Source organism: Pseudomonas prosekii, assembly GCF_900105155.1.
In the GTDB taxonomy this organism is placed as follows: domain Bacteria; phylum Pseudomonadota; class Gammaproteobacteria; order Pseudomonadales; family Pseudomonadaceae; genus Aquipseudomonas; species Aquipseudomonas prosekii.
Window position 1 is genome coordinate 5,642,095 of record NZ_LT629762.1, and the last position, 13,116, is coordinate 5,655,210.

The window sequence follows — 13,116 nt, forward strand, 5'->3', positions numbered from 1 at the left end:
CAAGCATGACGTATTCCCAGAGAATAGGGCAAGCCTCATCTGTGGTCGCAGGTAGGGGCATAGGACTTGCTGATCCGTACTCGTAAATAGATCAGCACTTATAGCGGCAGAAACGATTCTGACGCCTCGTGTTGTTTGTCGGGATCGGAGCTTTTCGTATTGGAGCTTTTTGTATGGGAGTTTTTCGTGTTGGAGAAAGCTAGATGAGCACCACCACCTTACCCCTCCAAGCAGTCGATCGACAGGTGTGGGGAGCAGTCCTGGCGATGTCGCTGGGCGCTTTCGCATTGGTGACTTCGGAGTTTTTGCCGGTGAGCTTGCTCACGCCGCTTGCGACGGATCTTGCACTGACAGAAGGGCAGGCCGGACAGGCCATTTCCATTTCCGGACTGTTCGCGGTGGTCACCAGCCTCTTTATCGCTTCAGTCATTCGCCGGCTCGACCGAAGGCCGGTATTGCTTTTCCTCACAGCGTTGATGATCGCATCGGGCACGCTGGTGGCCTTCGCTCCGAACTATTCGACACTGATGATCGGCCGGGCCATTTTGGGCATCGCGATTGGCGGCAGCTGGGCGATGTCGACCGCCGTCATGATGCGCATTGCTCCCGAGCACTTTGTGCCTAAAGCCATTGCGTTGATTCAGGGCGGAACCGCACTTGCCACCGCAGTCGCAGCACCTATCGGCAGTTACATGGGCGGGTTGATTGGTTGGCGCGGCGCGTTTTTCTGCGTGGTTCCGCTCGCCGCGCTGGCGTTCTGCTGGCAAGCGTTTACGTTGCCGAAAATGCCCAGCCAAAACGAATCGGGCTCGGCACTTCAAGTGTTTCGGCTGCTGAAGAACGCCAAAGTAGCGCTGGGCATGGCGGCAGTGGCCTTGCTGTTTATGGGGCAGTTCACGTTGTTCACTTACTTGCGCCCATTTCTGGAGTTGGTGACCCGCGTAGACGTGTCCGGGCTCTCGCTGCTGTTGCTGATTATCGGAATGGCCGGTTTGCTCGGCACGATGCTGATCGGCTCGGTACTGGGCACAAGGCTTTACCGAGTGCTGATGATTATTCCGCTGTTAATGTCGGCAATTGCCGTGGCGCTACTCCTCGTCGGCCACGAGATGTGGGCGACCGCAGCTTTGCTGGGGGCCTGGGGACTGATTGCTACGTGCGCGCCGGTGGGCTGGTTTACCTGGCTGTCACGCACACTGCCACGCGATGCCGAAACCGGAGGAGGACTGATGGTCGCGGTCATTCAGTTGGCCATCACCTTCGGCGCGACGCTGGGAGGCGTGCTGTATGACGGGGTTGGTTACCAGGCTACGTTTATCGCAAGTGGTGTATTGCTGCTGCTGGCTTCGATGCTCGCGCTGCTGGTGTCGCGACTGGATTTGCGCCGGTTGCCGTGAAAATGCGCTGGTGGCGGGCGAATGTGCGGGTTTGCACAGGCGCCCGTTATGCAAAGCCAGGAAGGGCCTTTCGTCACATCCTCCTGAGATGGCACACAGGAGAAATCAGTTGATCCTGATGGGTTATTCGCTGGCGGAAATCGACAAAGTCGCGCGCAAGCCGCCTCCCGTTCGGTTGACTAGCGTGATGCGCCCACCCAACTGCGTCGCGATGGTATTGACGATGGTCAGCCCGAGCCCCGCCCCCTGTGCGTTACCTCGGCTGTAAAATCGCTCGAACAGTCTTCCCCACTCCTGCTCGTCAATTCCCGGCCCCTGATCTTCAACACTCAAATGGCAGAAGCCGTCGGCTTGGCTCAGGCTGACGGTGATCACGCCGTGTTCCGGGGAAAAATTGGCGGCGTTGGTGATCAGGTTGTTCAGAGCGATATCGATGGCGGCGGTGCTGGCCATGACGTGAAACGGTTGCCCGCCGTCTTCAAAGGTCAGCTCCAGCTGTTTGCTCAGCAGCCACGGCGTCATTTGCACCAGGCTGTTGCGCACGGTCTCGCTGATGTCGATGCATTGCAGCGGCGGCAGGTCAGGCCTGGGTTCCAGGCGCGCCATCGTCAGCAACTGGTTGACCAGGCGACTAGTGCGATCAACACCCGAAATCAGAAACTCCAGCGACTCGCGGCGCTCCTGTTCGGTGCCTGCCTCCAACAAATTTTGCGCATGGACCCGCAGCACCGCCAGCGGGGTGCGCATTTCGTGGGCGGCGTCGGCGATGAAGCGGCGCTCGCGGCCGAGCACTTCCTGGATCTGCGCGAGCATGCGGTTGAGCGCAGCTTGCATCGGCTCAAGTTCGCTGGGCAGTGGTGAAAGTTGCAACGGCTCCAGCGAGCCGCTGTGCCGGGCCCGCAGGGTCGCGGCCATGTTGGCCAATGGCTTCAGGCCCCAGCCGATGGCCAACCAGGCCATGCCCGCGAGAATCAGGCTGCCCAGCACATTCGGCCACAGTGTGTGCCGGACGATGCGATCGACCAGATCAGCGCGAACGTCATCGCGCTCGCCTACCCAGATGCGCAGGTCGTTCTGTTTGTCCTCCAGCAGAAACGCACGCCATTGCCGGCCTTTCAAATCCGCCACATTGCTGAAGCCCGGTTGGGTCGGCGGTGCGATGAACGAGGGTGCGCTGGCGGTGTGTACCAGCACTTCACCCTTGGGGTTCCATACTTGAAAGGCGAGTTTGCTCTCGTAAGGATGGCCGTTGACTCGCGGCTTCGCTTCGCTGAGGGCCTGATTGAACGCTTGATACAACTGCGCGTGCTCCAGACCTGTCATCGGCATGCGCATCACGCCCTGTAGCAACCGGGCGTTCTGTGCCAGATGGGCGTCATAGACTTCGGCGATTTCGTGGTTGCTGTCATGCACGTTGAACACGCTCAGCACCGCCAGACCGGCCAGCAACAGGCCGATGATCAGGGTGAGCGTGCGGCGGCGAATCGAAGTCATCGACGTTCCTCAACCAGATAACCCACGCCTCGAATCGTACGGATCAGGTCGGTGGAGAATTTTTTGCGCAAGTGATGGATGTGCACTTCAAGGGTGTTGCTTTCCGCCTCTTCATTCCAGCCGTAGAGCAACTGAATCAATTGATCGCGGGTCATCACCCGCCCCGGCGGCGAGAGCAATTCATGCAGCAACTGATATTCCTTGGGCGTCAGCGCCACGGGCTGGCCCTGATAGCTGACCTGCTGGGTGACGGGGTTGAGGCAGATTCCCGCGTGCTCGATCAGTGCCTGGGCGCGGCCGGCGCTGCGGCGCAACAAGGCGCGCAGCCGTGCCTTGAGTTCAGCCAGATCGAAAGGTTTGATCAGGTAGTCATCGGCGCCGGCGTCCAGCCCGGCGATGCGGTCCTCGGTGGCATCACGGGCTGTGAGGATCAGCACCGGCAGGTTCGAACCACTGTCGCGCAACCGGCGCAGCACTTGGAGGCCATCCATGCGCGGCAAACCGAGATCGAGCACTGCCACGTCGAAAGTCTCACTGAGCAACGCATGCAACGCACTGCTGCCGTCCTTGAGCCAGTCGACGGTATAGCCTTCACGCCCCAACGCCTGATGAATGCCTTCACCGAGTGCCACGTCGTCCTCAATCAGTAATAAACGCACGCGGACTCCTGTCAGTCGAGTTTCTTGGTCACATCCACCAGCAGTGCCGCAATCTCTTTGCGGCGTCCGGCGTCGGCAGTTTCCCGGCCTGGACGCGGTGCGGCTTGCAGGGCTTTTTGCAGCGCCGCTTTCGCTTCAGCGTAGCGTTTTTCACGGTAGAGGTGATCGCCCCAGAAGTACAGGCTGTCAATGCCCTCGGGATTGAGTTGCAGCGCTTGCTTGAGCAGTTGCTCGGCTTTGTCGCTGTCGCCGAAACCGATCGGCCAGCCCGGCACTCGGTCATACAGCGCGGCGAGACTGGTGTATGCCGACCCCTGCAAGGCTTTGGGATCCAGGGACAGCGATTTTTCCAGATCCGCCTTGGCATCCTTCGCTTTGCCCAACGCGCCGAGGCCGCCCTCGGCACCGGCCCAACTGCTAGTGACGATCCCTTTCCAGATCCATGCCTCGGCCAAGGTCGGTCGCTCGTTGGTGAACTGAATTGCTTGCGTTGAAAGTTGTTCGAAAGCAGCGGCGCGCTGTTTTTCCACCACTTCGTACTGGATGTGCGCCCAACTTTGCTGGATGCGACTGAGGCGTTGTTGATCGGCGGTGTCCATCGCCCAAGCGCTTTGACTCAGGGCGGCCAACAGCAGGCATGCGGAAAGTTTTCTCATGGTTTTGAAGACTCGTTGGCAGGTTTTTCACTGAGATGGCGGATCAGTGGCAGATGCTTGCGCAGGCCACGATCGACCAGATGCGGCAGCAGGTTGTTGAGGCGTACAAAGAAGCGTTCGGGCCAGCCCAGATACAAGTCGCGGCGGTCGCCGGCAATCGCCTGGGTCACCGCTGTGGCCACGGTTTGCGGATCGTCGACAGTGGCTTTCAGTGCATCGTTCAAGGCTTGCGCTGCGGTGCTGTTCATCGACGTGCTAGTGGAGCGTGGCGCGACATACAACACGCTGACCCGGGTGTCCGCCAGTTCCCGGCGCAACGCTTCGGAAAATCCGCGCAGGGCGAACTTGGTTGCGCAGTAACTTGCGTAACCGGCGTAGCCGATTGAGCCGTAGGTAGAACCAACGTTGACCACCATGGCACTGTCGGCCTGTTTGAGCAGCGGCAGCAGGAGTTTGGTCAGGCAGATGGGCGCGCTGACATTCACCGCCAGCATCGCGTTGATCTCGCTGTCATCGAGTTGTTCAAGCATGGCGAAGTGGTTGACTCCGGCGGCGTTGATCAGCAGGTTGATGCCCCCGATGGTTTGCGCGGCGGTCAGCACTTTGCGGCGGTCGCTGAGGAATGTCAGGTCGGCGGCCACCCAGCAAAGGTTTTGCGGATACAGCTCAAGCAGCGGCAGTAGCGCCTCCTGATGCCGGGCCACGGCCAGCACCCGGGCGCCGGCCGCGCACAGCACACCGGCAATGGCCAAACCGATGCCGCCGCTGGCACCGGTCAACACAACACGCGCGTCACGCAGCTGCATGTTGCGCCTCCGCAACACGCGGCAAGCCGCGGAACATGTCGGCGTACAGGCGATAGACGACTTTTGAGGCCTGGATCACTGCCGCTTGGTCTTGCGGGTCTTCCAACTGATTCATCAGGCGGCGGTAGGTCTGCATGTGCTCGATGTCCAGCGAGCCATGGGAGCTCAAGTAGCTGAAAGCAGTTTCGGGCAACGCCAGACGCGCGCGGATGCTACCCGCCGCGTGAGTAGCAAGCGCGATGCTGGTGCCTTCCAGCACGTTGACCATGCCGAACAGACCTGCCGGATTGCCACGGGCGATCAGGTCGTAGAGGTAGCTGACCATCAGCTCGATTGGCAGCGACGGCTGGCCATCGCGAACTGCATCGCGGTCTCCGCCACACGCGGCAATATCATTGAGCACCCACTGCTCGTGGCCGTATTCATCTTCGATGTACTCGCACACTGCTTTGCGCAGCCACTCTAGCCGGCTCGGCAAACGAGCACCGCAGGCCATCATCAACGGCACGGTGTGGCGTACGTGGTAGTAGGCCTGAGCGAGAAACGCCCGATAGCTCTCAAGACTGACCTTGCCTTGCAGGGCATCGAGGATTATCGGCAGATTGAACAGCTCGTGGCGTTCCTGCTGCGTGGCTTCTTGCAAGGTTTCGAAAAAATTCATGATGCGGATTCCCTGGAAACAATGGATTCGGTTAATTGTGCGTGGTACTGCGCAACGATGGCCTCGCGGCGCGGGCGGCCATTGGCGGTGAGCAAGCCATTGGCGGCAGTGAACGGTTGGGGCAGGCGTGTCCAGCGATGCACTTGGGCGTAATCGGGCAGCGCCGCGTTAGCCTCGGCGACCGCAGTAGCCAGTTCCGCGTTGCTGCAGTCGGCGCGGTGCGGCCAGAGCAATGCATGGTTGTGCGGCATCGCCTCGCCATAGACGAATGCCTGGGCGATGTCGCGGCGCTGGGTGAGTTCGGATTCGACCCAGTCCGGGTTGACGTTGCGCCCGAAGCTGGTAACGAACTGATGCTTTTTGCGGCCCTTGAGGTAGAGAAAACCTTGCTCGTCGAACTCGCCGAGATCACCGCTCGGCCACCATTCTTCGGCGCACGACGGTTCGCCGAGATAGCCGAGCAAGGTCGAGCCCTTTATCAGCACTTCGCCGTCGTCGGCCAGTCGTATCTCGACGTGGGGCAGGGGCCGGCCGACACTGCCCGGGCGCTGAGCGCCGGGGCGATTGAGGCACACCACCGAAGCGCATTCCGAGAGGCCGTAACCTTCGTAGACCGCAAGACCGACGCGTTGCGCGCGGCGCAGCAAGTCCTCTGCAACCCGTGCCCCACCCACCGCGGCAAAACGCAGTGTTCGTGGATTGAAGGCTTGCTGTTCGGCGGCGCTGACCAGCAACGACAGCAACTGTGGCACCAGGATCAGACTGTGCGGTGCTCGACTGGCCAGGTAACTGAGCAGGCGCGGCACATCGACGCCGCTGGCACCCTGAATGCCCAGAGTTTTCTGACTGGGCAGGCTCAGCGTCGCACCGGCATACAGCGCCGCATAACAGCCGAGGTTTTCCAACAAAATCGCGAGCGGCAACAGCGCCACATGGTGCTGTGGATCGCTGGGTTTGCTGGCCTGATTCAGCGCCCGCGCTACCCGCAGCAGACTTTCGGCGCTCAAACACACGCCTTTCGGGGTGCCGGTGGTTCCAGAGGTGAAGGTTAGTTTGCTGGTCAGCGCCGGCATGCGGTTGGGACCACTGAAGCTGCGGCACCAGAATTCGCCGCGTTTTTCATAACCTGCGGTGAGCAATTCGGCCTCCAGCTCTGACTCGGCAATCACCCGTTCGGCCTGACTTTGCTCCAGGCAATGGGCACGTTGTGCCGGGCTGAAAAACGGCGGCAGCGTCACGCAGGTCAAGCCTTCGAACAGGATGGCCAGATCCCACAGCAGCGCTTCGACGCCGTTCTCCAACGCCAGGGCTACGACTTTCACCTGCTCGTCGCGTAAGCGCTCCTGGCGATACATCACCTCGGCATACACGGTGGCGTAATCAAGCTTGAACGTATCGCCCCACAGTGCGGTGGTGTTGTCATTACGCCGGGCATGGCTGCGCAAGGTTTCCTGGAAGCGTTGCAATTCAAGCGACATGGCAGGCTCCTTCAATCGAGGTCGGCATTCCCAATCGAGTAAACAGGCCGATGTTGCGCAAATGGATAAACCCGGCGCGGATGTTGCCGACGTGCACCCACGGTTTGCTTTCGTAATAACTGCCCCAGTGTTGACGCTCGTCACCCAGGCGCTCCGGATCGGCGGCGCACAATGTGACGGGTTGCAGACCGAGACGGTGGAAGCTGTTGACCAGCCCGATGTTGCCGGTGAACGTCACCCATTCCAGGCCGCCCATGCCCAGCAAGTAGGTGATGGCGATGATGCTCAGGCGTGCGCTGCCGGTGTCGCTGGCGGCGAGGTTGCCGACTTCGACAATGGCGTCCCGCTGCACCTGACGGTCAGATGCGGCACTGATCAGCGTTCCGATCGGCTCATCCAGATAACGCTCCAGAAACAGCGGTTCGATATGTGCACGGCGCACCCCGGCTACCGCACACAACTGCCCGTCACTGTTGTGCACACCAAACAATTCGGGCATGAAGTGACGGATGTCGGCACCGTGGGCCTTGCGAAAGCGCTGTTGGATGAACGCCTCGAACCGCAGGCGTTGATCGTCGCCCGACAGAGCGCTCGAGAGACGCATCTGTGGAGTTTCGGTCTGGCCGAAGTGCAAGGGTAAAGGGATGTTCCAGTCAGAATGGGGCATGGGCGGAACGCCTTTCTCAATAGGGTTGAGTCGAGTATCCGAACCATTTCTTAACGAAGTCTGAAGGTAGAAAAGCTTTATGAACCGACGGTCTTCAGACTGTCTTAAGACTAAGAGGGCAGGGTGGCCCCGTCGGTTTGCCCGGCAACCGAATGCAAACGGCTGAAAGACTTGGCTGTCGCTCATGATAATTTCGAGGCGCTTATGACCCGCACTACCGCCGTAAACCGTTATGGAAAACTGTCGATAACCTTGCATTGGTTGATGCTGGCGTTGTTTATCGGCGTGTATGCGTGCGTCGAGATCAAGGGCTACGTGGCCCGAGGCTCGGAACTGCGCGGCCTGCTCATGGGACTTCATGGCCTGTTCGGCGCGAGCATCTTCGTACTGGTGTGGTTGCGCCTGCTCGGTCGCCTGACGCCCCGTCCGCCGATCACACCAAAACCTCCGGCCTGGCAGAGCGTAATCTCGCACCTGACGCACCTGGCCCTGTATGCGTTGATGATCGCCACTCCGCTGCTGGCCTGGCTGATGCTCGCCGCCGGCGACAAACCGTTTCCATACTTCGGCTTCCATATACCCGCGCCGATCACGGTTGACCCCGACTTGGCCAAGCAGCTCAAGTATTGGCACGAACTGATCGGCAGCTCGGGTTACTGGTTGATCGGCTTACACGCCGCCGCCGGGTTGTTTCATCACTACTGGGTACGCGACAACACCCTGACGCGGATGCTGATTCAGCGAAACCGGTCCTGATGCGAGATTTCACATGTTTGACTACACGGTGTTGCATGAAGGATTTTTAACGTTCGGCAGGACGCCGCTCGCCGGGCGCAATTGGGGCGCCTTGCACGGTGGTTTGCCAGCTCAACGAAATCGAAATCGCATTCGCTGAGCGGACACCTCCTCTGGGAAATTTCAAGCGGTAGCGAACTCAGATGCAGGTTTCGTCTGCCTGATGGTCATGATGATTGCCGCAGCAAACAAGCACAGTACACCAGCTGTGAAAAACGCTGGCAGGTAGCTCAGCAGATTTACTCGGGACCACCCTGCACCGTAAGCAGCTACCGCAGCACCTATTTGATGGCCTGCGAATACCCATCCAAACACCAAGCCAGCACGCTCTGGCCCGAACTTGTTGACGGTGAGGCGTACTGTAGGTGGGACTGTTGCGATCCAGTCGAGGCCGTAGAACATCGCGAAGACCGACAAGCCGAAGATCGTGAAGTCTGTGTACGGTAATGCGATCAGCGAAAGCCCGCGCAGTCCGTAGTACCAGAACAGCAGGTGCCGGCTGTCGTAACGGTCTGAGAGCCATCCCGAAAGAACAGTGCCGATCAGGTCGAACACGCCCATGGCTGCGAGTAGACCTGAAGCTTGAATCTGGTTAATACCGAAGTCGCCGCACAATGGAATCAGGTGCACCTGAACCAAACCAGCGGTACTCGCGCCACAGATAAAAAAGGTGGCGAACAAAATCCAGAACACACGCGTCTTGGATGCATCGCGCAGCGTATGCAGAGTCGCCATAAACACTGACTCACCACTTGCGACTGGCGTAACGATTGGATCAGTGCTCGTGTTGCCGTAAGGCCGCAGACCTAGATCGCTCGGGCGGTCACGCATGAACATGAGTACTGCGAACGCAGCCAAGGCAAGCAGCGCAGAGAGTACAACGAGCGCCCAACGCCAGCCATGATGTTCGGTGATGGTTGCGAGCAGCGGCATGAAAACAAGCTGGCCTGTCGCGTTGCTCGCGGTCAATACACCGATCACAAGACCTCTGCGGTGTTCAAACCAGCGGGACGCTACCACTGCACCCAGTACAAGGGCGGTCATGCCGGCGCCTACGCCAACACCCACACCCCATAATGCAACTAACTGCCAGACCTTCGTCATATTGAGCGACACAAGGAGGCAGGTCATTATTAAGGTGATTGCTGCGACCGTGACATTGCGCGGCCCGTATTTGCTCATCAATGCAGCAGCGAACGGAGCCGTCAGACCAAACAAGACAAATCGAATCGAAAGTGCTGACGAGATCTCCGTAGTGTTCCAGCCAAATTCCATCTGCATCGGTACGATGAAGATGCCAGGCGCACCTACTGCTGCGGCACTTACCAAGGCAGCCAAAAATGTCACGGCGACCATGGCCCAGGCATAGTGGGATCCTCGTCGAGTGAGGAGATTGGAGAGCCATACTGAAAGCATAGGTACCTCTGAAATTTCCACTTGGAGATTAAAAAAAGAACGGTCAGGAGGCTTGTTTAGGTTGATAGCAAACCCGTCAATGGCTCTGGCTGTAACTTATTGCCGAAATTCTTTCTTGTAAGCACGAGCAGTCCGCCCCTAATACTCCAGTAACTAGTGCGAGGGGCGGGATAAGACCTGGAAGGTCGCTGAGAACCCTAGAGTCTAAAGGCCGCTCGGCCGGGAGCACTCTAGATTTGGGTGAAGCCACCATCCACGAACATTTCCGAGCCCGTGGTGAAGCTACTGTCGTCGGAAAGTAGGAAAACGGCTGCTTTGGCGATTTCTTCAGAACGGGCCATTCGACCTAGGGGGATGGTCGATGCAATCCGGGTCTTGATCTGAGCGGTCTGCTCGGCTCCTCCCGGTGAATCGAATGCGGGAGTATCGGTGGGGCCAGGACTAATCGCGTTAACACGGATGTTCCGAGACTTGAGGTCATTGGCCCACGACCGTGCAAATGATCGAACCGCCGCCTTCGAAGCTCCGTAGATGCTTCGACCTGGGTTGCCTTTTGACCCAGCAACGGATGCCATCAGCAGAACGGAAGCGCCGTCCGACAACAACGGTAAAGCGCCCTGCACGGTAAACAAAGTGCCGCGCACGTTTACGTCAAAAACACGATTGTACTGCTCGATGTCTATCGCACCCAACGGCGCGCTGGCTTGAGCTGCCGCATTGGAAAACACCATGTCGAGCCGGCCTTTCTCTTCGGTGATGAGTCTAAACAACCGATCCACGTCATCAAGATTACTCGTGTCGCCCTGGACCCCTGTCACATTGCGACCGATCGAACGGACAGCCTCATCCAGATTAGCCTGACGACGACCCGTGATGAATACGTGCGCGCCTTCTTCGACCAGCAAGCGTGCTGTCGCCAAACCAATGCCAGAGGTGCCACCGGTGACGAGTGCAATTTTCCCTTCAAGTTTTTTCATGCTGTATTCCCCAGTGATTTCAGCCGAGCCATCCGCGTGCTGCGGCGACTAGATGTTGTAGCCGCCATCGGCATCGATGATCGTGCCAGTGATGTAGGACGCGGCAGGGCTGGCTAGAAAGAGAATGGGTGCAACGACTTCTTCCAGTCGGCCAAATCGCGGGAAACACAAGCGCTCTACCAAAGGCGCCAAAGCGTCGCGCAGATGCGCGTTGAGGTCGGTTTTCATAAACCCAGCGTGCACCACGTTAACGGTGATGTTGCGCTCGGCAAGGTCTCGGGCGACCCCTCTGGAATAGCCATCGATGGCTGCACGCAAGGCCGCGAGATCGGCGATACCCGACATGCCAGGTCGGTTGCCCAGGTTAGAACCGATCATCACGATTCGGCCCTGATCGCTGAGTACTTTGGACGCCGCACGCACAGTGGCCATGAACCCCGAAAGCGTAACGGCCCAGAAGCGATCGAATGCTTCGGCATCGCGGGCGGGATCATCGACTCTGCCCAGCTGATCGATGGAGGCGTTGTTGATGAGGATGTCGATACGGCCGAACTTGGCCATTACTCGATCAATGAGCGATTGCGCGGCGTCGACGTCCGCCTGATCCGCTTGAAATGCTTCGCCTCGCACGCCTTGAGCAGTCACGTACTCGATCACGTTGAGTGCCTGCTCTTCGGCGAACACGTAACTGATGGCTACGTCTGCGCCTTGCTCGGCGAGGGCCTTGGCGGTCGCCGCGCCTAAGCCGCGCGACCCGCCAGTTACCAAGGCGACTTTGCCCGTAAATAATTTTGTCATGCTGAATCCCGTAATGGCTGAAGACATTAGTTGATGAGTCTTGAGCCAAAAATAACCGGGAGAAGGGCGGGCGATAATTGCCCGAGCCACGATAAAACCTATCGATAGGCGGAATAAATCAGCATGACATGAACAGGGTAAGGTCAGGCCAACATGTGCTTGGCGACCTCGTCAGGCAGATCGAACTGCGGCCAATGTTCTGCATCGAGTGTCGTCAGCGTCGCGTGAGGGCAATGGCTGGCGATATCTTTAGCGACGGCCGTGTTGAGGTATTTGTCCAGACCACCCCAGATCAGTTTGACCGGCTTATTGAATTTAGCCAGTTCAGGAAGGCGCCGGTCATTTGCCGCAAGGTTTGCGTACGCTTTCCCGGTCATGGCCAAAAAAGCGGGCATTGCACTCGGCTGCTGGGTGAAGTTGTGCGCAATGATAGGTTGCAACACCGTTTCGAAGCGCGTCCTCATTGCCGGCGTCATGTTGGCCAGCAGTAGGCCCTGCTGAAAATTGAAGAGGTAAGCTGCTTGCTTAGGGTCCGTCATCATCGCGTGGGCCAAAAGCTTGGTTTTCGGATTGCAGCACAGTTCAATGAAGTCGGGAAAGGCCAATACTGAGGCGTTTGCGTAATAACAGTTGAGCAGTACGAGAGAGGCAACGCGGTCCTGATTGTCCAATGCGAAGTTAACCGCTGCCGGCCCCCCTGCGTCGTGCCCAACCGGGATGACTGAATTCAATTTTAGATCATTGACTACAGCGTTGAAGTCGGCCAATTGCTGTTCAAAGTCGTAGCGGAAGTTTGTTGGTTTGTCGGACGCGCCGAAGCCAAGAAAATCGAAAGCGATGACGCGTCTGCCAGCGGCGCTCAGACGTGGGGCCAAGTCTTCATAGATACGACAGTTATCGGGAAAGCCATGCAGAAGGACATAAGCAGGTTCTTTGCCGGGATAGTCGCGAACGTAGATTCGATGGTTTTCCCTCAATACAATTTTTTCAGTGAAACCTGATGCGAGTTTTGGGTTACTGGGAGGTGCCGGCGACTCTGAAGTGGCTGCCCAAGCGGAGCCATGATTGATCGCCGCCATTGCTGCGGCCAAGAGCATGGATTGCTTGAGTACGTCGCGGCGTGACAACTCACTGCGCTTGAGGCTTTTCATTTTTATTCCCCGTTTTGTTCCCGTGCAAATCAGCCACTTGGGAATGGGTTTCCAGTTCAATGGAAATCCAGCAGCACCTGCGATTGCTCAGCAACAGATAACGAGCAATAGCCTTCATGATTTATTGAAGGCGGTCACTATGAATGTGTCAAGGCAGAACG

The 13,116-nt window shown here is 58.4% G+C and carries 13 protein-coding genes; 2 read left to right on the plus strand and 11 right to left on the minus strand.

The window, feature by feature from the left end:
• Positions 1 to 203: 203 nt before the first annotated feature.
• Positions 204 to 1,397 (plus strand): MFS transporter, encoded by a 1,194-nt coding sequence (locus BLU01_RS25495; RefSeq protein ID WP_092280679.1) that lies wholly within the window; start codon positions 204 to 206, stop codon positions 1,395 to 1,397.
• A 123-nt stretch (positions 1,398 to 1,520) separates the two neighbouring features.
• On the opposite strand, the gene BLU01_RS25500 is transcribed toward BLU01_RS25495, so the two are convergent.
• From BLU01_RS25500 to BLU01_RS25530, 7 genes are read right to left on the minus strand one after another with little or no spacing between them, the layout of a single operon-like run.
• Complete coding sequence (locus tag BLU01_RS25500) at positions 1,521 to 2,891, minus strand: ATP-binding protein (protein WP_092280681.1); 1,371 nt, start codon at positions 2,889 to 2,891, stop codon at positions 1,521 to 1,523.
• Positions 2,888 to 3,550: a response regulator gene (locus BLU01_RS25505; protein ID WP_092280683.1), complete on the minus strand. Its 663-nt coding sequence runs from the start codon at positions 3,548 to 3,550 to the stop codon at positions 2,888 to 2,890. The genes BLU01_RS25500 and BLU01_RS25505 overlap by 4 nt, the downstream gene beginning before the upstream one ends.
• Before the next feature lie 11 nt (positions 3,551 to 3,561).
• Entirely contained in the window at positions 3,562 to 4,206 is a 645-nt protein-coding gene (locus BLU01_RS25510; protein WP_092280685.1) for a tetratricopeptide repeat protein, read from the minus strand.
• Positions 4,203 to 5,012 (minus strand): SDR family oxidoreductase, encoded by an 810-nt coding sequence (locus BLU01_RS25515; protein ID WP_092280687.1) that lies wholly within the window; start codon positions 5,010 to 5,012, stop codon positions 4,203 to 4,205. Before BLU01_RS25515 ends, BLU01_RS25510 begins: the two co-directional genes overlap by 4 nt.
• Entirely contained in the window at positions 4,999 to 5,673 is a 675-nt protein-coding gene (locus BLU01_RS25520; protein WP_092280689.1) for a TenA family transcriptional regulator, read from the minus strand. Before BLU01_RS25520 ends, BLU01_RS25515 begins: the two co-directional genes overlap by 14 nt.
• Entirely contained in the window at positions 5,670 to 7,151 is a 1,482-nt protein-coding gene (locus BLU01_RS25525; RefSeq protein ID WP_092280691.1) for an AMP-binding protein, read from the minus strand. The genes BLU01_RS25520 and BLU01_RS25525 overlap by 4 nt, the downstream gene beginning before the upstream one ends.
• Positions 7,141 to 7,818, minus strand: coding sequence for a thermostable hemolysin (locus BLU01_RS25530; protein ID WP_092280693.1), 678 nt, complete (start codon positions 7,816 to 7,818; stop codon positions 7,141 to 7,143). Before BLU01_RS25530 ends, BLU01_RS25525 begins: the two co-directional genes overlap by 11 nt.
• Positions 7,819 to 8,022: 204 nt before the next feature.
• Between BLU01_RS25530 and BLU01_RS25535 the strand changes: the two genes are divergently transcribed.
• A complete protein-coding gene (locus tag BLU01_RS25535) occupies positions 8,023 to 8,574 on the plus strand; it encodes a cytochrome b (protein ID WP_092280695.1) in 552 nt (183 codons plus the stop codon).
• 162 nt (positions 8,575 to 8,736) lie between these two features.
• Here the strand turns inward: BLU01_RS25535 and BLU01_RS25540 are convergent, their stop codons facing one another.
• From BLU01_RS25540 to BLU01_RS25555, 4 genes are all read right to left on the minus strand, one after another.
• Positions 8,737 to 10,029, minus strand: coding sequence for an MFS transporter (locus tag BLU01_RS25540; protein ID WP_092280697.1), 1,293 nt, complete (start codon positions 10,027 to 10,029; stop codon positions 8,737 to 8,739).
• Positions 10,030 to 10,259: 230 nt separating this feature from the next.
• Positions 10,260 to 11,006 carry an SDR family NAD(P)-dependent oxidoreductase gene (locus BLU01_RS25545; RefSeq protein ID WP_092280699.1) on the minus strand — a complete coding sequence of 249 codons (747 nt, stop codon included), beginning with the start codon at positions 11,004 to 11,006 and terminating at the stop codon, positions 10,260 to 10,262.
• Positions 11,007 to 11,054: 48 nt separating this feature from the next.
• The gene (locus tag BLU01_RS25550; RefSeq protein WP_092280701.1) at positions 11,055 to 11,804 is read right to left on the minus strand and encodes an SDR family NAD(P)-dependent oxidoreductase; all 750 of its coding nucleotides are present in this window, start codon (positions 11,802 to 11,804) and stop codon (positions 11,055 to 11,057) included.
• Positions 11,805 to 11,947: 143 nt separating this feature from the next.
• The gene (locus BLU01_RS25555) at positions 11,948 to 13,015 is read right to left on the minus strand and encodes an alpha/beta fold hydrolase (protein WP_157720190.1); all 1,068 of its coding nucleotides are present in this window, start codon (positions 13,013 to 13,015) and stop codon (positions 11,948 to 11,950) included.
• Positions 13,016 to 13,116 lie beyond the last annotated feature (101 nt).

What these genes read in the sequence shown, in the direction of transcription:
- BLU01_RS25520 (WP_092280689.1), bottom strand. Translation starts at nt 5,673, where the DNA reads ATGAATTTTTTCGAAACCTTGCAAGAAGCCACGCAGCAGGAACGCCAC.
- BLU01_RS25495 (WP_092280679.1), top strand. Translation starts at nt 204, where the DNA reads ATGAGCACCACCACCTTACCCCTCCAAGCAGTCGATCGACAGGTGTGG.
- BLU01_RS25510 (WP_092280685.1), bottom strand. Translation starts at nt 4,206, where the DNA reads ATGAGAAAACTTTCCGCATGCCTGCTGTTGGCCGCCCTGAGTCAAAGC.
- BLU01_RS25500 (WP_092280681.1), bottom strand. Translation starts at nt 2,891, where the DNA reads ATGACTTCGATTCGCCGCCGCACGCTCACCCTGATCATCGGCCTGTTG.
- BLU01_RS25540 (WP_092280697.1), bottom strand. Translation starts at nt 10,029, where the DNA reads ATGCTTTCAGTATGGCTCTCCAATCTCCTCACTCGACGAGGATCCCAC.
- BLU01_RS25545 (WP_092280699.1), bottom strand. Translation starts at nt 11,006, where the DNA reads ATGAAAAAACTTGAAGGGAAAATTGCACTCGTCACCGGTGGCACCTCT.
- BLU01_RS25515 (WP_092280687.1), bottom strand. Translation starts at nt 5,012, where the DNA reads ATGCAGCTGCGTGACGCGCGTGTTGTGTTGACCGGTGCCAGCGGCGGC.
- BLU01_RS25525 (WP_092280691.1), bottom strand. Translation starts at nt 7,151, where the DNA reads ATGTCGCTTGAATTGCAACGCTTCCAGGAAACCTTGCGCAGCCATGCC.
- BLU01_RS25535 (WP_092280695.1), top strand. Translation starts at nt 8,023, where the DNA reads ATGACCCGCACTACCGCCGTAAACCGTTATGGAAAACTGTCGATAACC.
- BLU01_RS25530 (WP_092280693.1), bottom strand. Translation starts at nt 7,818, where the DNA reads ATGCCCCATTCTGACTGGAACATCCCTTTACCCTTGCACTTCGGCCAG.
- BLU01_RS25550 (WP_092280701.1), bottom strand. Translation starts at nt 11,804, where the DNA reads ATGACAAAATTATTTACGGGCAAAGTCGCCTTGGTAACTGGCGGGTCG.